Annotated in this window: 18 protein-coding genes; 11 read left to right on the top strand and 7 right to left on the bottom strand. The window is 63.1% G+C overall.

Going from position 1 to position 20,866, the window contains the following annotated elements; genetic code table 11:
* Nucleotides 1–398: 398 nt before the first annotated feature.
* Nucleotides 399–1,283, top strand: coding sequence for a helix-turn-helix domain-containing protein (locus ACVOMB_RS07105; RefSeq protein WP_481530546.1), 885 nt, complete (start codon nucleotides 399–401; stop codon nucleotides 1,281–1,283).
* Between the two features lie 508 nt (nucleotides 1,284–1,791).
* Nucleotides 1,792–2,739: a helix-turn-helix domain-containing protein gene (locus ACVOMB_RS07100; RefSeq protein ID WP_481530545.1), complete on the top strand. Its 948-nt coding sequence runs from the start codon at nucleotides 1,792–1,794 to the stop codon at nucleotides 2,737–2,739.
* A 16-nt stretch (nucleotides 2,740–2,755) separates the two neighbouring features.
* Here ACVOMB_RS07100 and ACVOMB_RS07095 read toward each other — a convergent pair whose 3' ends face one another.
* The 3 genes from ACVOMB_RS07095 to ACVOMB_RS07085 are packed head-to-tail and all read right to left on the bottom strand — an operon-like array spanning nucleotide 2,756 to nucleotide 4,985.
* Nucleotides 2,756–4,192 carry an NAD(P)(+) transhydrogenase (Re/Si-specific) subunit beta gene (locus tag ACVOMB_RS07095; protein WP_481530544.1) on the bottom strand — a complete coding sequence of 479 codons (1,437 nt, stop codon included), beginning with the start codon at nucleotides 4,190–4,192 and terminating at the stop codon, nucleotides 2,756–2,758.
* Nucleotides 4,189–4,686 (bottom strand): hypothetical protein, encoded by a 498-nt coding sequence (locus ACVOMB_RS07090; RefSeq protein WP_481530543.1) that lies wholly within the window; start codon nucleotides 4,684–4,686, stop codon nucleotides 4,189–4,191. The genes ACVOMB_RS07095 and ACVOMB_RS07090 overlap by 4 nt, the downstream gene beginning before the upstream one ends.
* Complete coding sequence (locus ACVOMB_RS07085) at nucleotides 4,683–4,985, bottom strand: NAD(P) transhydrogenase subunit alpha part 2 (protein WP_481517501.1); 303 nt, start codon at nucleotides 4,983–4,985, stop codon at nucleotides 4,683–4,685. The genes ACVOMB_RS07090 and ACVOMB_RS07085 overlap by 4 nt, the downstream gene beginning before the upstream one ends.
* 138 nt (nucleotides 4,986–5,123) lie before the next feature.
* Between ACVOMB_RS07085 and ACVOMB_RS07080 the strand changes: the two genes are divergently transcribed.
* The 4 genes from ACVOMB_RS07080 to ACVOMB_RS07065 all read left to right on the top strand — a co-directional run bounded on the left by ACVOMB_RS07080 (nucleotide 5,124) and on the right by ACVOMB_RS07065 (nucleotide 10,144).
* Nucleotides 5,124–5,675: an RNA polymerase sigma factor gene (locus ACVOMB_RS07080; protein WP_481530542.1), complete on the top strand. Its 552-nt coding sequence runs from the start codon at nucleotides 5,124–5,126 to the stop codon at nucleotides 5,673–5,675.
* Nucleotides 5,672–6,025, top strand: a complete 354-nt coding sequence (locus ACVOMB_RS07075; RefSeq protein ID WP_481530541.1) for a hypothetical protein — start codon at nucleotides 5,672–5,674, stop codon at nucleotides 6,023–6,025. Before ACVOMB_RS07080 ends, ACVOMB_RS07075 begins: the two co-directional genes overlap by 4 nt.
* Before the next feature lie 5 nt (nucleotides 6,026–6,030).
* The gene (locus ACVOMB_RS07070) at nucleotides 6,031–6,453 is read left to right on the top strand and encodes a DUF3106 domain-containing protein (RefSeq protein WP_481530540.1); all 423 of its coding nucleotides are present in this window, start codon (nucleotides 6,031–6,033) and stop codon (nucleotides 6,451–6,453) included.
* A 364-nt stretch (nucleotides 6,454–6,817) separates the two neighbouring features.
* A complete protein-coding gene (locus tag ACVOMB_RS07065) occupies nucleotides 6,818–10,144 on the top strand; it encodes a DEAD/DEAH box helicase (RefSeq protein ID WP_481530539.1) in 3,327 nt (1,108 codons plus the stop codon).
* A gap of 269 nt (nucleotides 10,145–10,413) precedes the next feature.
* Here ACVOMB_RS07065 and ACVOMB_RS07060 read toward each other — a convergent pair whose 3' ends face one another.
* Nucleotides 10,414–11,517, bottom strand: a complete 1,104-nt coding sequence (locus ACVOMB_RS07060) for an NAD(P) transhydrogenase subunit alpha (protein ID WP_481530538.1) — start codon at nucleotides 11,515–11,517, stop codon at nucleotides 10,414–10,416.
* A gap of 87 nt (nucleotides 11,518–11,604) precedes the next feature.
* Nucleotides 11,605–13,914: a DUF1631 domain-containing protein gene (locus ACVOMB_RS07055; RefSeq protein WP_481530537.1), complete on the bottom strand. Its 2,310-nt coding sequence runs from the start codon at nucleotides 13,912–13,914 to the stop codon at nucleotides 11,605–11,607.
* Nucleotides 13,915–14,225: 311 nt separating this feature from the next.
* Here ACVOMB_RS07055 and ACVOMB_RS07050 point away from each other — a divergent pair, with 311 nt between their 5' ends.
* Genes ACVOMB_RS07050 through ACVOMB_RS07035 form a run of 4 tightly spaced genes read left to right on the top strand, consistent with a single transcriptional unit; the run spans nucleotide 14,226 to nucleotide 17,092 of the window.
* Nucleotides 14,226–14,801, top strand: a complete 576-nt coding sequence (locus ACVOMB_RS07050) for a nitroreductase family protein (RefSeq protein WP_481530536.1) — start codon at nucleotides 14,226–14,228, stop codon at nucleotides 14,799–14,801.
* Complete coding sequence (locus tag ACVOMB_RS07045; protein ID WP_481530584.1) at nucleotides 14,789–15,736, top strand: 5'-3' exonuclease; 948 nt, start codon at nucleotides 14,789–14,791, stop codon at nucleotides 15,734–15,736. Before ACVOMB_RS07050 ends, ACVOMB_RS07045 begins: the two co-directional genes overlap by 13 nt.
* Nucleotides 15,733–16,284 carry an NUDIX hydrolase gene (locus ACVOMB_RS07040; protein ID WP_481530535.1) on the top strand — a complete coding sequence of 184 codons (552 nt, stop codon included), beginning with the start codon at nucleotides 15,733–15,735 and terminating at the stop codon, nucleotides 16,282–16,284. Before ACVOMB_RS07045 ends, ACVOMB_RS07040 begins: the two co-directional genes overlap by 4 nt.
* Entirely contained in the window at nucleotides 16,277–17,092 is an 816-nt protein-coding gene (locus ACVOMB_RS07035) for an N-formylglutamate amidohydrolase (RefSeq protein ID WP_481530534.1), read from the top strand. Before ACVOMB_RS07040 ends, ACVOMB_RS07035 begins: the two co-directional genes overlap by 8 nt.
* Before the next feature lie 277 nt (nucleotides 17,093–17,369).
* Here ACVOMB_RS07035 and ACVOMB_RS07030 read toward each other — a convergent pair whose 3' ends face one another.
* Nucleotides 17,370–18,074 carry a DUF7716 domain-containing protein gene (locus tag ACVOMB_RS07030; protein ID WP_481530533.1) on the bottom strand — a complete coding sequence of 235 codons (705 nt, stop codon included), beginning with the start codon at nucleotides 18,072–18,074 and terminating at the stop codon, nucleotides 17,370–17,372.
* Entirely contained in the window at nucleotides 18,071–19,504 is a 1,434-nt protein-coding gene (locus ACVOMB_RS07025; RefSeq protein ID WP_481530532.1) for an MFS transporter, read from the bottom strand. Before ACVOMB_RS07025 ends, ACVOMB_RS07030 begins: the two co-directional genes overlap by 4 nt.
* Before the next feature lie 105 nt (nucleotides 19,505–19,609).
* Here ACVOMB_RS07025 and ACVOMB_RS07020 point away from each other — a divergent pair, with 105 nt between their 5' ends.
* Nucleotides 19,610–20,497 (top strand): LysR family transcriptional regulator, encoded by an 888-nt coding sequence (locus ACVOMB_RS07020; protein WP_481530583.1) that lies wholly within the window; start codon nucleotides 19,610–19,612, stop codon nucleotides 20,495–20,497.
* Nucleotides 20,498–20,866 lie beyond the last annotated feature (369 nt).

Raw genomic sequence — 20,866 nt, 5'->3', positions numbered from 1 at the left:
ATTTTCGGCAATCCAAGCGCTAACGCACGCATGTATTCGTCGCTACCTCAACAAGCAGCATAGGTAGTGTTCGGGGACTTGGTAAGTCACTCTTCTCTCTGCACAGGTCAGACCTTACTCAGCCCGAAATTCAGCGGGCACGATGGTCAACCCCGAACCTACCCGGCAATGCCGGGTTTTTTTCTTCGCCCATCCAATGATGGGACGAACAGGGCCATGCGGCGGCCATTCTGAAATCAAAATTCTCGTTGCCAGATTCCAGCTACCGTGCGATGTTTTCATCGCCATCACGGGTACAGCTGGTCTACTGAGATTCTCGAACTTCCGTTCATTTCGACCGACAGGGCAGTGAAGACGAAGTGAGAATCCAGCACCACTCCATACATGGCTCGCAGTCCTTGGACCTGTCCAGCCAAGCGGCAGGGAGCGTACACGCCACAATCGGCCACGGGCGCGGTGCCCGCCTACTGATTCCAGTCGGCTGGATAAGTGTCACCCTGGTACTGACCGGAGTGCTGGAAGTCGGTAGCGGTGATGCCCCTTGGCAACTTGCCGCCCATCACCTGCAGTTATGGCTGGAAGGTGAACTCCGCCTTGCCAGTCGCAGCTATGCCTGGTGGTTGTGCATCGCGGCACCCGCCAGCCTATGGGATCAAATTCCCCGCGCACCGACAATCAGCAGCCACCTCATTCCGCGCGAAATACGCTGCGACCGGGAACTCGCGCGGGCAGTGCTGCATATGGCACGCCGCCGCTGCTTCAGCAACAATCGCGATACAAGCGCCGTAATGGATGGCATGTCAGTACTACGGGACATGCTGATAGAGCGTCAGCAAGCACTGCATAGCCAACTGAATCGCTGCAGCGGACGCACCGCCCTACGCCGTCACCAAACCATGCTTCGCCTGTTGCGCGTACAGCATCTGATCCGATGCAACATGGACGCACGCTTGGATCTCAACCGTTTAGCAGCGATTGCCAACTATTCACCGCCTCACCTGATCCGCATCTACCGCGAAGTATTTGATGAAACCCCGTTCGAATACGCCACCCGCCTGCGCCTGCAGCGCGCCTGGGATCTGGTCTGCACCACTGACCTTTCCATCTGCGAGATAGCTGACGCCTTGGGCTTCGAAACCGAGAGCGCATTCTGTCGTTCTTTCAAACAAACCTTCTCCTGTACTGCAAGCCAAGCCCGACGAAATGGCGCATCCAACCTGTCATCCGTCGGTACATGCAGCCCCGAGCTAAGCCACATCAAGCAGACAGAATTTGTCGGCTGACAAGGTATCTGCCAACAGCTTGCCAGCTCCAGATGGACTTGTGCTTTGACTACGCCCAGTCCAGCTCGGCCCTGGCCGCTGGCCATTCCTGGATGATGCTGACCGGTACGCCCTGGTCACAGGAGCATCCTGCACTGCTCCATCCCGCCGCCGACATGGCAAAGCATCGCATTGGATGTTCAGTCCAATAGGGAGCAATCGAGCTTCCACGCATTGCCACAACGACAACCTGCCCGCCCCTCGGCCCTTTTCGGCTTGGGTCCTGCAGCAGCACGGATGTACCGCAACCACCTCTTTGATGCCCCCGATTCAGCAAGGCCTGAGCACAGCTAAGCACCCTTGTTACTCGTACAGGTGAGGTGATCGCCTCCCCCCTGCGTCTGAAATGAGCAGAGCTCCACAAAAAGCTCAAACGGCGACCGGAGTCACTCCGGTTAACAACGCAGACGTCGCACAACACGACGCTGCGCCCGCCGTCCGTTCTCGCAGACACTCAGGGGAAGAAGCGATGGGCATCAGACATCATTTGATACACGGTTCACAGTCACTCGATCTATCCATGCAGCGCCCGGACTGCATCCATGCCATCAGCGGCCGCGGCAAGGGTGGACGGCTGAGCATTCCTGCCGGCTGGGTCAGCATCACACTGGTACTGGACGGCACACTGGAGCTGAGCAATGGCGATCTGCCATGGCAGTTGGACGCGCGCCAGCTACAGCTCTGGGTGGACGGCAGCCTGCGCCACACCAACCGCGAGCATGGCTGGTGGCTGTGCATCGCCGCACCTGCAGCCCTGTGGCAAAAGCCGCCGAAGTCCACAGCATCCATCATCAACTGCCTGATCCCTCGCGAAATCACCTGCGACAGCGAGTTGGCACGCACGATAGTGCATCTATGCCGGCCACGCTGGTTCAAGCATCCCCTTGCAGCCAACGACGCGGCCTACAAACTGGGACTGCTCCGTGACGCGCTGATCGAGCGCCAGCAGCCGATGCAGACCCAACTAGAGCGCTGCAGCGGCCGCACCGCACTGCGTCGCCATCAAACCCTGCTGCGGCTGCTGCGCGTGCAGCACCTGATCCGCTGCACCATCGAGACCCGGCTGGACCTGATCAGCCTGGCCGCCGTGGCCAACTACTCGCCGACCCATCTGATCCGCATCTATCGCGACGTCTTTGGTGAAACGCCCAGCGAGTACGCGGCAAGACTTCGCAACAAACGCGCCTTGAATCTGGTGTGCAATACCGATCTATCGGTGTGCGAGATAGCCGAGTCATTGAGCTTTGAAAGTGAAAGCGCGTTCTGCCGTGCGTTCAAACACGCCTTTGGCTGCACCACTACCGCCGCCAGGCGCGGTCAGCAGGTGCAGGATAGTGTGTTGGCCGCCCCCAGCTTGTTGCCTCCACGCAACACTGTAGTCGCCCCTGCCCTGCAGCAATGGGCAGCAGCCTCCTGACCACCACCCAGCGGCATCAATGCCCGCCGTCCAGCGCCTTGAGCTCACTGACCAGGGCGCTGGCCGCTTCGGCACCATCGCCGTACAACATGCGGGTGTTGTCAGCGTAGAACAGCGCGTTTTCGATACCGGCAAAACCGGTACCCTTGCCGCGCTTGATGACGATGGTGTTCTTTGAATTGACCACATCCAGGATAGGCATGCCGTAGATCGGGCTGGTCGGGTCGGTTTTGGCGACCGGATTGACCACGTCGTTGGCGCCGATCACCAGCGATACATCGGTGTTGGCAAACTCTGGATTGATATCGTCCATATCGGCGATCAGGTCGTAGGGCACGCCGGCTTCGGCCAACAACACGTTCATATGCCCGGGCATGCGCCCGGCCACCGGGTGAATCGCGAACTTCACCTTGACCCCACGTTCGATCAAACGCTGCGCCAGCTCCCAGATCTTGTGCTGGGCCTGCGCTACCGCCATGCCGTAACCGGGCACGATCACCACACGCTCGGCGAAGGCCATCATCGCTGCGACATCGGCGGCCTCGATCGGCTTCTGCGTACCGCTGATTTCCGCGCCCTGGCCGCCACCACCGAAGTTGGAGAACAGCACACCGCTGATCGGCCGGTTCATCGCCTTGGCCATCAAGCGGGTCAGCAGGATGCCGGCCGCACCAACCATCATGCCGGCAATGATCAAGGCTTCATTGCCCAGCACATAGCCTTCAAATGCCACGGCCAGGCCGGTGAAAGCGTTGTACAGCGAGATCACCACCGGCATGTCAGCGCCGCCAATCGGCAACGTCATCAACACACCCAGCGCCAGCGCCACTGCGAAGAAGCTGATGATCGCCACCGGCTGCAGGCTTACCGCAGCCCACACGCCCAACACCACCATCGCCAGCGCAACCAGCAGATTGAAGACCTGCTGCCCTGGGAAGGTAACGCGCTTGTCCAAGCGACCGTCGAGTTTGGCCCAGGCAATGATCGAGCCGGACAGCGACACCGCGCCGATCGCAGAACCAATCACCGCCAGCGCCAGCACCGTATTCGACGGCAGTCGTGCCGAAAGATCGGCGATGGCCTGTGCGCTCCAATGGCTGGTGTCACGGCTGGCCAACTCGGAGAAACGCAGCAGCTCCACCGCACCAATAGCCGCGGCCGAACCACCGCCCATGCCGTTGTACAGTGCCACCATCTGCGGCATGTCGGTGATGGCCACTTTCTTGGCCGACACCCATGCCAGCCCGGTGCCCAGCACCAAGGCCACCGCGATCAACGCGATGTTGTGCAGCCCCGGCAGGAAGAACGTGGCCGCGGTGGCGATCAACATACCCGCGCCGGCCCATTGGATGCCGCTGCGCGCGGTCTTGGGCGAGGCCATGCGCTGCAGGCCGAGCAGGAACAGCGTGGCAGCGACCAGATAACTCGTGTTGACCAGGATCGATATGCTCATGCACCGGCCTCCAGAGCCGTGTCGGTATGGCGAGGAGACTGCTTGTCGAGGCGATGGTGTTCGCGCATTTCAATGGCGGTTTTCAGCAGACCAATCATGCCCAGCCCGAACGCCACCAAGCCCAGCGACAGCTGCGACAGCGCCGTGGTCGGTGCCAACGCGGCGCCCAGCAAACCCAGCACGATAGGCAACAGCGCCTGCACACAGATCAGCCCCAGCAACAGGCCGCCCTTGCGCGGGTCTTCCCATGCTTTTTTCGACATTTTGTTCTGGGTCCTGGTCGGATCCTGCAGCGAAGACATACCTACGCCCACACCCGCATACAACAGCGTGTTGTTGTAGGCGTCCAGCATGCCATCCAAGCCGTTGAGCAGCGGCAGCGCCGCATAGGCGAACGCCACCAGCAAGGCTGGATACTGAAGGTAGCTGAGCCATTGGAAAACCTGCCGGGCGCTGATCGAGGATCTGTCGGCACTACCAGTGGGGGAACTCACTTGCCCTTCCCTTCCGGCTTTTTCGAGCTCTTGAACATGTCCAGCATGCGCTCGGTCACCACATAGCCGCCAGCTGCATTGCCTGCGCCCAGCGCCACGGCGATGAAACCGATCACTTTCTCCAGCGTGGTATCGGCATGGCCGAGTACCACCATCGCACCGATCAGCACGATGCCGTGGATGAAGTTGGAACCGGACATCAACGGTGTGTGCAGGATCACCGGCACCCGCGAGATGATCACGTGGCCGGCAATCGCTGCCAGCATGAAGATGTACAACGCTACGAACCCGTCGCTCATTGCTTGGTCTCTCCGAGGCTGGAAGCGCCTGTCCGGCATCATAACCATCTGGCCGAAGCCGGCGCGACCGTTGCGTTGTCAACCGTTTGCGCGCCCGTGCGTTATCTGCCCCAGAGACCACAACCGAGACGCTACCCTGTGCTGGTGACCAGCCCGCCCCTGATGCCGCCTGCCGCTGTACCCGCCTCGCTGGACGCCTTCCTGGCGGGCATAGGCCCGCGCGCGTTCCGTTTCGCCGAGGCCGGCCTGCGCCAGCGCGACGATGCGCTGGACGCGGTACAGGACGCCATGGAGCGCATGCTGGGCTACCGCCAGCGGCCAGCAGAGGAATGGACAGCGCTGTTCTGGAGCATCCTGCGCCGGCGCATCATCGACCTGCAGCGCCGCCGCAGCTTCCGCCTGAAGTTCTGGGCCGCGCAGGAAGATCACGATCAGGACAGCACCATCGACTGGGCCGATGAGTCACCCGGCCCTGCACAGACACATGAACAGCAGCGCAGTTACGCGCAGCTGGTACAGGCGCTGCGGCAGCTACCGGCCCGCCAGCGCGAGGCCTTCAGCCTGCGCGTACTGCAGGAACTGGACGTGGCCACCACCGCCAAGGCCATGGGCTGTTCGGAAGGCTCGGTAAAAACCCACCTGTCGCGTGCCCGCGACGCATTGCAGAAACAACTGGAGGCCACGCGGTGAACCGCCTGCCCACACATCCCGAAGTATTCGACCATCAGGCCCGGCAGCTGCAGCAACAGGCCGATGCCGCGCTATCGCCGGCCACCCTGGCGCGGCTGCGACAGGCACGTCAGCACGCCAACATGGCGAGTACGCCATCGGTATGGCGCCGCCATCGCTGGTGGCTAGCTACTGCCTGCTCGGCACTGCTGGCCGTGCCGATAGCAATGCAGTTCAATCACAGCGCGCAGCCGCCTGCTGCCCCCCTGATTGCCAACCAGAACGCCGACGCTGGCGACGACACCTTGCTGTTCGACGAAAGCCCGGAGCTGTACCTGTGGCTGGGCTCCGACAATCTGGCGATGGAATGACGATGATGAAGACCTTACTGCCCTATCTGCTGCTGCCGCTGTTGCTGCTCTGTGCCAGCGCCCCTGCCGTCGCCCAGCAGCAGTTGCCCGAATGGGATCAACTGACCCCGGCCCAGCGCGAGACATTGATCGCACCAGTGCGCGACCGCTGGAATGCCTCACCCGAGCGCCGCCAACGCAGTTATGAGCACGCCCGTAGCTGGCAACAGATGACTCCGGAACAGCGCGAGCAGGCCCGTCGCGGCATGCACCGCTTCGAGAACATGTCGCCGGACCAGCGCCGCGACGCGCAGGCGTTGTTCGACAAGATGCGCGGCATGGACAAGGACCAGCGCCAGCAACTGCGCGATCAGTGGAACAAGATGAGCCCGGAACAGCGCCGGCAATGGGTACAGGCCAACCCGCCAGCAGCGCGCTCCCCGCACTGACCCTGCACCGTAGTGCCGAGCCATGCTCGGCAGAAGCGTTCCAAGCAATGCCAGCACACCCTTGTGGGAGCGGCGTAAGCCGCGAAGCTGACGTCAATCAAATTACAGACAAGCCTGCATCCCGATGGATGACCGGCTTCGCGGCTTACGCCGCTCCTACAAGATCCACGTATAACGCTGCAGCGGAGCTACCACGTCAGCCTCCCCCCACGCCTTCGGCGTAAGGGAGGGAGCGTAGTGCCAAGCCATGCTCGGCAGAGGCTTCAGCAGCTACGTCAATCCGCGCGTGCATTTCCCGTTTGGACTAAGCTTGGCAACGCCGTGCGCAGCCTCATTACCCGATTCACTCCAGCCCGGTGATGCCTTGATTGCTGCCACCTTTACCGCAGCGAGACACCTGTTGACAAAGCACTCCGATACACCCTCGAGCATCCTCAGTTTTTGGCGCGACGTTGAGGTGTTCTGCATCCCGCCCACGCCGACACAGCGGGATATTGAAGCTCCTACGGCACTCAGCCGCGTGCGCTGTTCCAGCGAAGCCCTTCAATTACCTTGGGAGAGGCCTGAGTACGCACCGTCCCGAACAACGACCTGGCTCCACACGATCTATCTTGGATCCACGCTCACCCAATACCTGCAGGAAGAGGTGCGGCGTCAGGTCATTCCCAATGCACCTGATGACGAGCAGTCCGAACGGCGCGTGCCGACGCAGGGCTGGCTGGGCGCATTCGTCGTCAATTCTGCCGGCGTGCATTTGCCCGACAGCTACTTGGTGGCCTCCTTCGTAGAAGGGCTTGCAGCGCTACGAGAGCTAGGCGGCCTCAGCACTCTCCCGCTGCGCCTAAAGCGCGCAGGACAGGACTTTGCGGAGCGCTGCGCTGCGCCTGCCGGTGTCGCTGGCAGGGTCCACAAGGATGCAGTTGCCGGCGGTGCCGATCTAGAATCTGTGGCGGCCGGGCCAGTCTCTGCCCACACCGCAGCAGCTTCAGAGCAAAGCGCCTCCAACCCCACGCCCTTTACGCGACAGCTGCTGCTGGAGGAAGTACGGATCCTCGTCACCAAGCTCACCGGAACGGAAGCCCCGATCGATTGGAGCCAATGGGAGATCGTGGTGAAGAGCTCCCGCATTCCCATACAGAAGCAACAGAAGGCCAGGGAGGCGGCGATCGACTTCCTGAACTCCTTTTTCCTCGATGACCTCCAGCGCCTGATTGGGCTAGCTAACAGCGGCACCCCACTGGATGCTGGTCTGACGGCCTACCTCGGCGGCCCTACCCCCCTGAACAAGCGCGTTGATGTACTCGCCGACCACAACGCAATGGCTGCCTTGACGTCTGCCAGGCACATGCCACTTGGCCGCTGGCCCTCCAATCCTGAACATCACCTTTCCCTCGCCCAACAGGCCGCGGTGGCTACCATCCTCCGGCCAGACATGCACAGGGCACTTCTCGGGGTTAACGGGCCGCCGGGTACCGGCAAGACGACTCTGCTGTGTGACGTAATCGCCAACGTTGTGATCGAACGCGCCGCTCGGATTGCAGCCCTGGCCAAGCCTGCCGACGTCTTCTCCCGTGCCATACAGATCGGGGGGAAACGGTTCTCGCCCATCAACCCACAGGTAATGGGCGCGTCGAGTATTGTGGTGACCAGCAGCAACAACAACGCGGTAAAAAACATCACCCAGGAGCTACCCGCCCTGGCCAAAATCGATCCGGCTAGCTTCCCCGGCGCCAACTACTTCGCTGAAGTCTCGGCCAGCGTGTTCGCATCTCAGAAGGTGATGCAGGAAGTCGATGGGGAGCAGGCACCAGTCCCTACATGGGGCATCGTTGCAGCCGCCTTGGGCAATTCTGGCAACCGCGATAGTTTCATCCGCGGCTTCTTCAACGAGTCAACAGCCAAACGCGTCGACGCCGCGCCTGTACGCACCATGGCGCAAACTCTGGAGGAGGCCATTACCAGCGGCGTCGCCAACAACGCAGCATGGGAAGAGACGAAACAGACTTTCGTGGCCAGCCACGCGCATCTGACCAATGTGACCGTAGCGGTGGCAAAGGCCGAGGCCGCCATCAGGCGAACCGACACGGTTCTGCACATGCTCGGACAGCAGCGCACCGAGGCAGCCACTGCCTTGGTCAACGTGAGTTCGCGGGCACAGGAACAGCATCACCTTGCCGCCGCGACCAAGGAGCACGAACAGGATCTTGACCGCCTCGTCAGCTCCTTGACCGCATTGAACGGGGCTCTGCAGCTGAACCTGCTTGACTCCCTGCTGAGCAAACTGGGAATCGTCACTGCGAAACTGCGCGCCAGAGAGCAGCTGCTGCTTCCCGCCAGAGTGGCCATTGCCAACACTACCGGGAAACTTGACACAGCCAAACAGGCGCAGGCCCGCGCTGAGGCGGATTTGCTCACGCTCAGAAAGCATCTGCAGGATCTGAACGACAATATCCGCCAGCTCCAGCAGGAGATCGACATGATCGCCCCTGCCCGTGAGGCTGCGAGCGCTTACGGAGTTACCAATTTCGCGACCGCCGCACTGTTCGATCAATCCCACGAAGAGCTGCACCGCTCCAGCGCCGGGGTAAGCCAAGCCATCGACCTGCTGCGCGGCCGGCTGTTCCTGCAGGCGATGGACCTGCACCGTGACACGATTCTGGCTAACGGCGCCAAGTTCAAAGGCAACCTGCGCATCGCCAGCGCAATGCTCAGAGGCACCGCCGACGACAAGCTGGAAGCCTCGAACCGGCCGGCCGTCTGGGATTCGTTCTTCTTCGTTGTCCCCGTGGTCTCGACCACGCTGGCCAGCTTTCCGCGCCTTTTCAAGGACATGGGAGCCGACAGCATCGGCATGGTGCTGCTGGATGAAGCTGGCCAAGCCAACCCGCAGCATGCCGCCGGGGCTATCTACCGTGCCAAGCGGACTGTCATGGTGGGCGACCCTCTGCAGATCGAACCGGTGGTCACGTCTCCACCACTGTTGATTGAGGAACTCCGGCGCCTGCACGACGTCAGCCCTATCTGGTCTCCGTCCCATGAATCCGCCCAGACGCTCGCTGACCGTGTGACAACTTTCGGCTCATGGGTGGGGAAGGTGGCCGATGCAGACTGTCGCGTCTGGACAGGGATGCCACTGCGTACCCACAGACGCTGCGAAGACCCCATGTTCTCGGTCGCCAATGCAATCGCCTACGACAATCAGATGGTTCAGGGGAAGGTTGACCGGAAAGGCGCTCCTACCACGGCACAGCTCAGTCCGCTACCGCGGCCAAGCACCTGGCTACACGTGACCTCCAGCAAGATCGAGCACCCGGTCTGCAAAGAGGAGTTGGATGCGGTGGTCGACCTGCTGCAACAACTCCAACCAGCGAGTGGCCAGCTGCCTCACAAGACTTTCGTCATCTCGCCTTTCCGCAAGGTAGCGCAAGCCGTGACCAGAGCAGTGCGGCCTTTCGCTCACGTGGAAGCTGGCACAGTGCACACCTTTCAAGGCAAAGAAGCACCGATCGTCATCCTGGTGCTTGGCACTGGGCCAGAGAACGTTGGCGCGCGCAATTGGGCCTCGGCCAAGCCCAATCTGCTCAACGTGGCGGTCACACGGGCCCAGCACCGCCTATATGTTATCGGCGATGTAAACCTGTGGTCAGGGATGCCCTACTTCCAAGAACTGCACCGCGCCCTGACGCAGTAGGGCGACCTATGGCTCAAAAGCCGCTCCCTCCCCTACGCCTTCGGCGCAAGGGAGGGAGCGTAGTGCCGAGCGATGCTCGGCATGGACTTCACCCGCGTTGCATCAGTGCTGTAGGGGCGGCGTAAGCCGCGAAGCTGACGTCAATTAAACTACAGACAAGCCTGCATCCCGATGGATGACCTGCTTCGCGGCTTACGCCGCTCCCACAAGGTCTATCGGCGAGGCTTCAGCCGAGCATGGCTCGGCTCTACCCGGGTCGGTCAGGCCGGTCAGACCGGCGGGATCTCGCCACCGGCTGGGCGTTGCGGCCACACCGTCTTGGCCAGCAGCTCATCGTTCCAGTCGAACGACAACTTGCCGTCCTTCAGGAACAAGGCCACGAAGTTGTAGACGTTGCGCGAAAACATCTCGCTGGCGTGTACCGCGCCCATGCTGGCCAGGTTGAGTGGACCAGCAACCGTCACCCCGCCAACCTCGACGGTTTGACCCGGCTGGGTAGCTTCGCAGTTACCGCCGGTCTCAGCCGCCAGATCGACGATCACGCTGCCCGTGCGCATACCCGCCACCATCGCCGACGTAACGATCTTCGGTGCCGGACGCCCCGGCACAGCGGCCGTGCAGACCACTACATCCACGCCTTTCAGATGCTCCGCCAGGCGACGTTGCTGTTCAGCACGTTCCTCGTCAGTCAGCTGCCTGGCGTAACCGCCCTCGCCTGCCGCGCTGACGCCCAGATCCAGAAACTTGCCGCCCAGCGATTCAATCTGCTCGCGGGTTTCCGGACGCACATCGAAACCTTCAACCGCTGCACCCAGCCGCTTGGCGGTGGCAACTGCCTGCAGGCCAGCTACACCGGCACCCACGATCAACACCTTGGACGGGCGGATGGTGCCGGCAGCGGTGGTCAGCATCGGGAAGAAGCGCGGTGCCAGTTGCGCGGCGATCAAAGTCGCCTTGTAACCGGCCATGCCGGCCTGTGAGCTGAGTACGTCCATCGCCTGCGCACGGGTGGTACGCGGCAATCGTTCCAACGGGAAGGTTTGCAGCTGCCGCGCCTGCAGCGCAGCCGCGCGCGCGGGGTCGGCTTCAGGCTGCACACCGCCCACCAACACCGCACCCGTCTTCAGGCGGGCAATGGTGGGCAAGGACGGCGCCTGCACGCACAACAGCAGATCCGCACTTTCCAGCGCGTCACCCAACTGTGCACCTGCATCCACATAGGCCTGATCGGGGAAGCCCGCGGCCGTACCTGCGCCGGCCTGCAGGTGTACCTGCGCGCCGGCTGCAACAAGCTTCTTCACCGTTTCCGGCGTGGCGGCGACGCGTCGCTCGCCTTCAGCGGTTTCCTTCAATATCAAGACATCTACGGCCATTCCAGTCCTCGATGCGCAGCGGATCAACCGCCGGATCGTAGCAAAGCCGGTGCCCTGTGCGGCAGGCCCTGGCCTGCCGGTCTGCAATCAGTGCGCTGCGCCCTGCGGCTCAAGGCGGTCGATCACGCCTTGCATGGCGCTGTCGAAGGCGCCGTCATCCACGTGCGGACGCAGCCGTTCCAGTCGCACCATCACCGCCAGCTCCTCCGGCGAGGCCACACAGAAGCGGATGCCGCGACGGTTGACGAACAGCAGCCGCGAGGAGATCGGGCTCACCCACGACAACTTGCCGGCCTGCATCTTGCCGTCCTTGTCGATGAAATCCAGCCAGGTGCCGATCTCCATCCTGCGGAAACGCTCGGCATCGGTGTCATCGAAATCTTCGGCCTTGGTCGCGCTACCAAACTCGATGGCGGGTGTTTCCGGCGCGGGCGGGGTCGGCAGGGCTACCTGCGGCAGTTCCGGCAGCGCGCGTTCCAGTTCCGGACGCAGCTCAGCAATCGACTGCAAGGTGTCATGCAGCGCGTCGATCGCGGTGGTGCCGCCATCGCCATGCAGGCCGACACTGGCAAACACCTTGCGCAGGCCAGGCTGGCTGGACTGCAACCACGGCTTGCCAACGATATGACGGCGCGCCTCGGTGACTTCTTCCAGCACGTCGTCGGCCAGCTTCAAGGCCTCGGCCACACCCTCGCCTTCGTCGCCTTCGCGCAGCAGGGTGAGAGTGAGATGGTGGTTCCAGGGCTGGCGCAGGAAGTCGGCAATGGCCTTGGGCAGGGTCGCATCAGCAACGCGCTTGTCCAGCTCGGCAGTGGCGCGGTTGCGCGCGACTTCCAGTTTTTCCTGGCCGCGCTGGGTTTCGGCGGCGCGGCGCTCGGTGATTTCAATCCGGCGCCGATGCTGGGCCAGGAAGTCACGGAATTCTTCTTCCAGTGTCAGGAAGATCGCCAGGTTCTCGTTGAACTCGGCGGTCAATCTTTCAATGATTTCTTCGACCTTGCCCATCAGCGCGCGCTCGGCCTGGCTTTCGCCGGCGTTGCCCTCGCAGGCCTCGGCCAGCGAATTGAGCAGCTTGCGCGCCGGGTGGGTCTTCTGCACGAACATGCGCCGGTCGAGCATGGCGACCTTGACGAAGGGCACCACCAGCCGGCCGATCAGCTCACGCGAGCGGCCTTCCAGATCACGCTCGTCCAGCATCACATCGAACAGCATGCCGACCAGATCGATCGCATCCTCGTCCTGCGGGTCCAGATGCGTCTGCTGCGGGTCAACACCCAACCGCGTCGCACCGGACAGCACTTCACTCTTGAGCCGCTGCGCCAGTGATTCGCCATCCTCGCCCACTGCCGCGCGCAGAGTTGCGCTGGGCGTGGCCTGCAGCAGCGACAACACCGACATCATCTCGCGCTGGTTCAAGGAACGCTGATGGCCAGCGCCGGCCTGCCCTGCTTCCGCTGAAGACGCCGACGCGCCCTCACGGGTCTGCCGGCTCTGCGCCAGCAGCTCGTGCAGTGCTTCCAGCACCATGTTCTGTGGATTGCCGTAGGCCTGTTCGGCATCAAAACCTGCCGCTGCCTGAGCAGCAGCCTGACCGGCCATGCTGCCGCGGCGCTGGGTCCAGCGCTCGGAAAAGCGCCGCGCCCACATCGGCGCGTGGCCAGGATCAAATCCGTCCTCGTCTTCCTGCGCGGCCTGCGCCATCTGCTCGGCCGAGGGCCGTTGCGGGCTTGGTCGACGCGGCGTAGCGATCTCCGGTGCGGCACCGGCCTGGGCCAGACGCTCGTCCACCGCCTCGTACAGTTTGCCGATACCGGCCGCAAACTCACGCTCGCACAGCTTGAACAACACCAGCCGCACTTCAGCGGCCAGGTCACAGGTATAGAACGCCTCGTGCACGGCAACGCCGATATGCTCGGGGCCGATCGGGTTGGTATCAGCATCCAGCGCCGGCACCCCGGCCACCCAGGCCAGACGGTGATCGATGCGCAGCAATACCTGCTTCCAGTCGCGCAGCAGCACGGTCGCAAAATTGCGCACGGCCAGGCGTGACTCAAGAATGTGTTCAGGAACCAGGCTCAGACCGCCGTCGCTCTGTCCGGCCAGCACGGCTTCAGCCGACTGCGGAGTGCCCGCATCCAGCGCGGCCCAAGCCTGCTGCAGGTGCGAGTCAAACCGACGGGAGATTTCATCACGGCGGCGGCGCAGCTCGCGCATGCCGTCCAGAAACGCCAGCTGCGAGGGACCAGCCGTCTCGGCGCGATCGAACAAGGCGTCGTCAAACCCCGCCAACACCTTGGCAAAGGCCTGCGACAGCACAGGCAAGGCGGCCTCGCGGGCCACGCCAAGCAGGTTCTGGTTACGACCGGGCTGACCGGCGGGATGCGGGCTGGACATCATGCGCAAAGGCTCCACACCCTTACAGGCGCTGATCTTCTGGTAAACGGTTTAGGAAATGCAGACGCGGCCCCTGAATCCGCACGCGCATGGTAGGCGGAGAAGATGAACAGGGTAAGTGATGCAGTGCGCATTTCCCACCTCATGATCTCTTCACCGCAATACCAGCAATGCTAAGCGTGTCAGCGCTTATTAGCGACCCACGGCTTGTTCAGGGCAGGCAACACAGCGCACAAAACTGACCCCGGCCTGCGCGAAGGGGCCGGTACATGGGCGGCGTCTATAATCAGTAGCCGCCTCAGCCCCTGTGACCCATGTCCGACAACTGCTTCCTGCAAGCGCTGGATCAGCGCCATTCGGTGCCCTCCCTGCAACTGGGCGAGCCAGCGCCGGACCACGCCACGCAGCTGCGCATGCTGCAATCTGCGGTGCGCGTGCCGGACCACGGCAAGATGGTGCCGTTCCGCTTCCTGCGCCTGCAGGGCGAGGCCCGCCATGCGCTGGGTGAATTTCTGGCCCAACGCAGCCGCCAGCGCGACCCGCATGCGGCCGAAGCCGCAGTCGAGAAGGACCGCCAGCGCTTCTCCCATGCACCGCTGATCATCACCGTGATCGCGCGCCTGCAGGACAACCCGAAGGTGCCCGCGCAAGAACAGCTGCTCACCGCTGGCTGCGTCTGCTTTGCGCTGCTGCAGGCCGCACAGGGCGTTGGCTTCGGCGCGCAGTGGCTGACCGCCTGGATGACCAGCGACCCGGAAGTCGCCCGCCACCTGGGCTTGACCAGCAACGAGCAGATCGTCGGCTTCATCCATATCGGCACGCCGAAGATTGCCGTCCCTGACCGCGAGCGGCCCGATCCGGCAGCGCTGCTGCAGGACTGGCAGCCGTGAGCGTTGCCAACGCGCCACTAAAGCCGCTCTATCTGGTTGACGCCAGCCTGTATGTATTCCGCGCCTGGCACTCGATCCCCAACGAGTTCCAGGATGCGCAGGGTTGGCCGGTGAACGCAGTTCACGGTTTTGCCCGCTTCCTGCTCGACCTGCTGGAGCGCGAGCGCCCGCAGCATATCGCCGTGGCCTTCGACGAAGCGCTGGACAGCTGCTTCCGTCACGCGCTCTACCCCGCCTACAAGGGCAACCGCGACCCGGCCCCGGATGAACTGCGCCGCCAGTTCGCCCATTGCAAGGCGCTGTGCGCCGCGCTGGGGCTGGAAGTGCTGGCTGACCGCGAATACGAGGCCGACGACCTGATCGGCAGTGCCCTGCATGCCAGCCGTGGCCGCTTGCGCGGCGTCATCGTCTCAGCCGACAAGGACTTGTCGCAGCTGCTGCTGGAACACGACGAGCAGTGGGACTACGCCCGCAACGTACGCTGGGGCGCGGACGGGGTGAAGGCACGACAAGGTGTGCATGCGCATCAGGTGGCCGACTATCTGGCCCTGTGTGGCGATGCGGTCGACAACATCCCCGGTGTATCCGGCATTGGCGCCAAGTCCGCAGCGGTGCTGCTGGCCCATTTCGGCAGCATGGACACCCTGCTTGAGCGCATCGACGAAGTACCGTTCCTGCGCCTGCGCGGCGCTGCCACCATGGCGGTGCGGCTACGTGAGCAGCGCGAACAGGCGTTGCTGTTCCGCCAACTGACCACGATTGCCTTGAACGCCCCGCTGCACAATGCCGCCGGCTGCTTCGTGCGCGCCAATGGCGACGGCGACATGCTTGGCGGGCTGTGCGAGGCGCTGCGCTTTGGCCCGATGACCCGCCGTCGGCTGATGACTGCGGCCGGCCTGCAATCCCCTTCCACTCCTGCCAACGAGTTCGCATGAGCCAGAACACCGCCGAACCACGCGTCGTCTATGAAGGTAAATACCAGCGCATGCTGGTGCGCGGCAGCTGGGAGTACAGCGAGCGCACCCACGCCGGTGGCTTGGCCGCGATCATCATCGCCGTCACCCCGGATGATGAAGTGCTGTTCGTCGAACAGTTCCGCGTGCCGTTGCAGGCGCGCACCATCGAAATGCCGGCCGGCTTGGTCGGCGACATCGATGCCGGTGAATCCATCGAAGTTTCAGCCATACGCGAGCTGGAAGAAGAGACCGGCTGGACCGCCGATCATGCCGAAGTACTGATGATCGGCCCAACCTCCTCCGGCGCCAGCAGCGAGAAGATCGCCTTCGTCCGTGCTACCGGCCTGCGCAAGGTCGGCGACGGCGGCGGCGATGCCAGCGAAGACATCACCGTGCACAGTATCCCGCGCGAGCGCGCTGCTGCCTGGCTGGTGGAGAAGATGGGCGAAGGCTACGAGCTGGATGCGAAGCTGTGGGCCGGCCTGTGGATGATCGAACACCATCTGGATGGGCGCCCGCGTGGCTGATTCAGGCTTGCACAGCATTGCGCCGTTGCTCGGCGCCGATGATCCGGCGGTATTCACGGTGCACAACCCGCACGGTACTTCACCATTCCTGCTGCTTGCCGACCATGCCGGCCAGCGCGTGCCGCAGGCACTGCAGGACCTTGGTCTGCCGCAGGCAGAACTGGACCGGCACATCGGCTGGGATATCGGCATCGCCGGCACCACCCGCGCTCTGGCCGAACGTCTTGACGCCTGGGCAATCGAGCAGACCTATTCGCGACTACTGATCGACTGCAACCGACCGCTGGTGTCGCCGACGCTGATTCCTGAAGTCAGCGATGGCACCGCTGTTCCCGGCAATCTCGGTCTTGATCCGCAGCAACGCCAACAGCGTATCGATGCGATCCACGCGCCTTATCACGCGCGGATCGACGCCGAGCTGGACCGCCGCCGCGATGCGGGCATGCCGACCTTGCTGGTGATGATGCACAGCTTCACCCCGGCAATGAACGGCGCACAGCGTCCTTGGCATGTCGGCGTGCTCTACCACCAGGACACCCGCTTTGCGCATGCGTTGCTGCTGGCGTTGCGCGAGGAGGGCGATCTGGTGGTTGGCGACAACCAGCCGTACTCGGTCAACAGCAGCAGCGACTACGCAGTACCGGTACATGGCGAAGGCCGTAGCCTGGTGCATGTGGAACTGGAAATCCGTCAGGACCTGATTGCTGATGCCGCGGGCCAACAGGCCTGGGCGGAGCGACTGGAGCGGATTTTCCGCGGCTTGCAGCCTGCACTGCTCGCCATGCAGAAACCTTGCGCCGCTTTGTAGGAGCGGCGGAAGCCGCGAAGCTGATGGAGTTTCGGACGTAGCGCTTGTAACGCCCCTGCCGAGCATGGCTCGGCACTACAGACTGTTGCTTCTCTTGTGGGAGCGGCGTAGGCCGGGAGGCGGATGGTGTTTCGGACGTAGCGCTTGTAACGCCCCTGCCGAGCATGGCTCGGCACTACAGGCTGTTGCTTCTCTTGTGGGAGCCGCATAAGCCGCGAAGCTGATGCTGGTTCCAGCAACAGCAGTACTTCGCATCATGCATTGCCAGCTTCCCGGCTTATGGCCCGAGGCCACCCAGCGCCGCTCCTACAACAAGCGTCGGCGTTGGCACGTCGGACCATGGAAAAGGTTTGTAGCCCTGCACCTGCAACGGCACACCCAAGGCATCGAAGGTAGCGACAATTTCCGCACAGCGCTTCCGGTCCAGCTGTTCACCCATACGCAACGGCAGCTCACGACATGCCGCCAGCGCCTCGCCAATCGGTATCGCCAACAACACCGCCACCTGCCGCGCCGCATCCTTCACGCATTGCGCTGGGCATTGCGCCAACACCACATCGAAACTGGCGTAAATACCAAGCCCGACACCCAACGCCCGCGCGGCTTCCTGCTCAGCCTCCGAGGCTTCACCCAAATTTTCATCGATACCTGGCACCTGCAGGAACGCGTCGTACTCGGCGTAGTAATCCAGCGCCGCCGCGTACTCCTCCAAGGTGGATAGCGGACGCTGACGTTTCTGCACATCGAGCACATCGGCAAAGGTCGCCGGCTCCAGGAAACTGGATAGGCCCAAGGCCTGGGCCGCTGCCGGCAATTCATCGTCATCGAATACCTCCGCTTCGCAGGCTGGCAGCCAGAACGAAGCATTCAATGCATCGCCAGCGCTGGCGTGCACCCAGCCGTAGCGCGCCCATGCTTCATCGTCGTCATTGCAGCTGGCGAAGCTATCCAGGGTCTGGCGGATATCCAATAGTTCAATCATGCGTCGCTGGGCAAGCAGTCAGGAGAGCTGCAGTCTACCGACGCCGAACGCAGCCGCAACGCAACAACCACACCCAGCGCGGCAAACAACGCAGCGCCATATTGCGCATTGACCAGGCCTTGCAGCGCCTGCGCGCTGTCGGCAGGGGCTGTTGCGCGCGTCGCGTTGGCCAGCATTACCAACACGGCCAGGCCCAAGGCACCGCCGATCTGCTGTGTCGTCGCCGCCATGCCGGAGGCCACGCCTTGCTGCGCGGCGGGAACGCCCTGCCCCGCGACGATCCACATCGCCGTCCAGGTCATGCCTTGGCCCACGCTGAGCAGCACGATGCCCGGCAACAACGGCCAGTAGCCCGCGCCGTGCGGCAATGCCAACGCAACACCGGCAATACCCAAGGCGCCAGCAGCCAATCCCCAGCCCAGCACCTGTCGCGGCGAGCGCGCCGCCAACATGCGTTCGGCAATGCGGATGCCGACGGTGCACAGCAGGGTCGGTGGCAGGAATGCCAGGCCAGCCTGCAGCGGACTCCAGCCGTAACCATCCTGGTAGTACAGCGCCAGGAAGTAGTACTGCACGCCGAAGCTGCTCATGAACAGCATGGTCAACCACATCGCAGCGCGCAGTCCCGGTATCCGCAGTAGGGCGAAATGCATCAAGGGATCAGCGCTGCGCTGTTCAATCAGCACGAAGCCCGCCAGCAACAACAATGACAACAGCAGGCACGCCAGCGTGATCGGTGCTGCCCAGCCCCATTCCGGCCCCTGTACCAAGGTGGTGACCAGCAGGCTGCCGCCAACAGTGGCCGTGAAGCAGCCCGCCAGATCGAACGAGCGTCCACGCGCACGCGGGCCGTCCAACGGCAACCAGTAGCCGCCCAGCACCGCACAGGCAGCAGCAATGGGGACGATCACCAGCAATACCGATGCCCAACCGAACTGCTGGGTGAGCACGCCGCCGAGCAGGGTTCCCAACGCCAGGCCACCGGCGCTGGCCATACTCCAGATCGCCAACGCGCGATTGCGCGGCGCGCCTTCGGCATACAGCGTATTGATCAAGGCCAGCGTTGCCGGGAACAACAAGGCCGCGCCAATGCCCTGCATTGCGCGCGCGGCCACCAACAGCCCTGCGCTGCTGCTGAAGCCGCCTACCAGCGACCCGAGCGCGAACAAGGCCATTCCCAGCCGATAGAAGCGGCGCTTGCCCAGCAGGTCGGCTGCGCGTCCGCCCAGCAACAGACAGCCACCAAAGGCCACGGTATAGGCGCTGACCACCCATTGCAGTTGCTGCGCATTGATCTGCAGCGCGCGGCCCATGTCATGCAGGGCGACGAAGATGATGGTCGCGTCGAGGGCGATGATCAGCTGTGCCGTGGCCAGCAACGCGAGCGCCAACCGGGGCGTGGAGAACTGTGGTGACGATGAAACATGCATTGCACGGATCCAGAAACACGGAGGCGCCCAGTCTTATTGATGCGGCCGTGCAGATAAATCAGGATATGCACATATCTGTAATGCGAATCTGCATCAATGGACGCCATGGACCTCAACGCCGTACGCATGCTGGTGCAGGTTGCCGATGCCCGCAGCTTCACCGTAGCTGCAGGGCAACTCGGACTGAGCCAGTCGGGCCTGTCACGGGCAATCAGCCGTCTGGAACAGTCGCTGGGCGTACGCCTGCTCCATCGCAATACCCGCAACGTCAGCCTGACCCCGGATGGACGCCAGTTCGTCGAGCACTGCCAGCCGCTGCTGAGCGGACTGGAAGATGCGCAGCGCCAGTTGGGTGACCGCCCCTGCGTGCCGTCAGGCGTGCTGAAGCTGACCGCGCCGTCGATGTTCGGCCGCAAGGTGCTGGTGCCCTTGGCCGGAAAGCTGATCGCCGCGCATCCGCAACTGCAGTTCGAACTGGTGCTCAATGACCGCCTGGTCGATCTGGCCGAAGAAGGATTCGATGCCGCCCTGCGCACCGGCCCGATCAGCGACGTACGGCTGGTGGCGCGCCCGTTGCGGCCCTTGCGTTGGGTAACGGTCGCCGCCCCGGAATACCTTGCCCACCATGGTCAGCCCGCAACGGTAGAAGCGCTGCAGGAACATACCTGCCTGGCGGTGCGCAATCTGCGCAGTGGGCGCTTGGTCGACTGGCAGTTCCGGGCGCTGGATGGGCAGATGCACGACTTCACCCCGCCGACGCGGATGGTGTTCGACAGCGGCGACCCGCTGGTGGAAGCCGCGCTGGCAGGCGTCGGCATCGTCCAGGTGATGGACTTCGCCGTCGCCGACGCCTTGGCCGATGGGCGCCTGCAGCGCGTGCTGCAGGCCAATGAAGGACGCAGCCGCGCCCTGTCGCTGGTCTATCCGCCGTCAAGGCAGGTATCGCCCAAGCTGAAGGTTCTGGCAGAAGCCTTGCTGGCCGGCGAATGGTGAAACCGCAATGTCATGTTGTCCACACAGGCTGTGCCCTGACGGTTACACAAGCTGTGGATAAGCCCGCACAAGCCTTGTACACCAGACCTTTGCAGCCGCTGGTGATTTTTTGATCAAGCACAGCCTCTGGTAGTGCCGAGCCATGCTCGGCAGAGGCTTTACCAGTGACCCAACAAATGTGGGAGCGGCATCAGCCGCGAAGCTGGTGACAACGATCAGTCGAGCACTTCTGCGATCTGATCATTTACCAGCTTCGCGGGGGGCGCCCCGCCGAAAAAAATGTGTTTAGGTTAAACCCATTGCCCCCCATGGTGGGCACGAACGGGGGGTGGGTTTAAAACCGCGCAGCGGTGGGGTGGGCGGAGCAAA

This window comes from Stenotrophomonas sp. STEN018 (genome assembly GCF_056760235.1).
The sequence above is the reverse complement of the archived record's forward strand: the minus strand, read 5'-3'. Positions and strand labels throughout refer to the sequence as shown.

Coding starts and splice junctions, on each gene's coding strand:
- ACVOMB_RS07100 (WP_481530545.1), top strand. CDS start 1,792: ATGGGCATCAGACATCATTTGATACACGGTTCACAGTCACTCGATCTA.
- ACVOMB_RS07095 (WP_481530544.1), bottom strand. CDS start 4,192: ATGAGCATATCGATCCTGGTCAACACGAGTTATCTGGTCGCTGCCACG.
- ACVOMB_RS07085 (WP_481517501.1), bottom strand. CDS start 4,985: ATGAGCGACGGGTTCGTAGCGTTGTACATCTTCATGCTGGCAGCGATT.
- ACVOMB_RS07070 (WP_481530540.1), top strand. CDS start 6,031: ATGAAGACCTTACTGCCCTATCTGCTGCTGCCGCTGTTGCTGCTCTGT.
- ACVOMB_RS07060 (WP_481530538.1), bottom strand. CDS start 11,517: ATGGCCGTAGATGTCTTGATATTGAAGGAAACCGCTGAAGGCGAGCGA.
- ACVOMB_RS07055 (WP_481530537.1), bottom strand. CDS start 13,914: ATGATGTCCAGCCCGCATCCCGCCGGTCAGCCCGGTCGTAACCAGAAC.
- ACVOMB_RS07050 (WP_481530536.1), top strand. CDS start 14,226: ATGTCCGACAACTGCTTCCTGCAAGCGCTGGATCAGCGCCATTCGGTG.
- ACVOMB_RS07040 (WP_481530535.1), top strand. CDS start 15,733: ATGAGCCAGAACACCGCCGAACCACGCGTCGTCTATGAAGGTAAATAC.
- ACVOMB_RS07030 (WP_481530533.1), bottom strand. CDS start 18,074: ATGATTGAACTATTGGATATCCGCCAGACCCTGGATAGCTTCGCCAGC.
- ACVOMB_RS07025 (WP_481530532.1), bottom strand. CDS start 19,504: ATGCATGTTTCATCGTCACCACAGTTCTCCACGCCCCGGTTGGCGCTC.
- ACVOMB_RS07020 (WP_481530583.1), top strand. CDS start 19,610: ATGGACCTCAACGCCGTACGCATGCTGGTGCAGGTTGCCGATGCCCGC.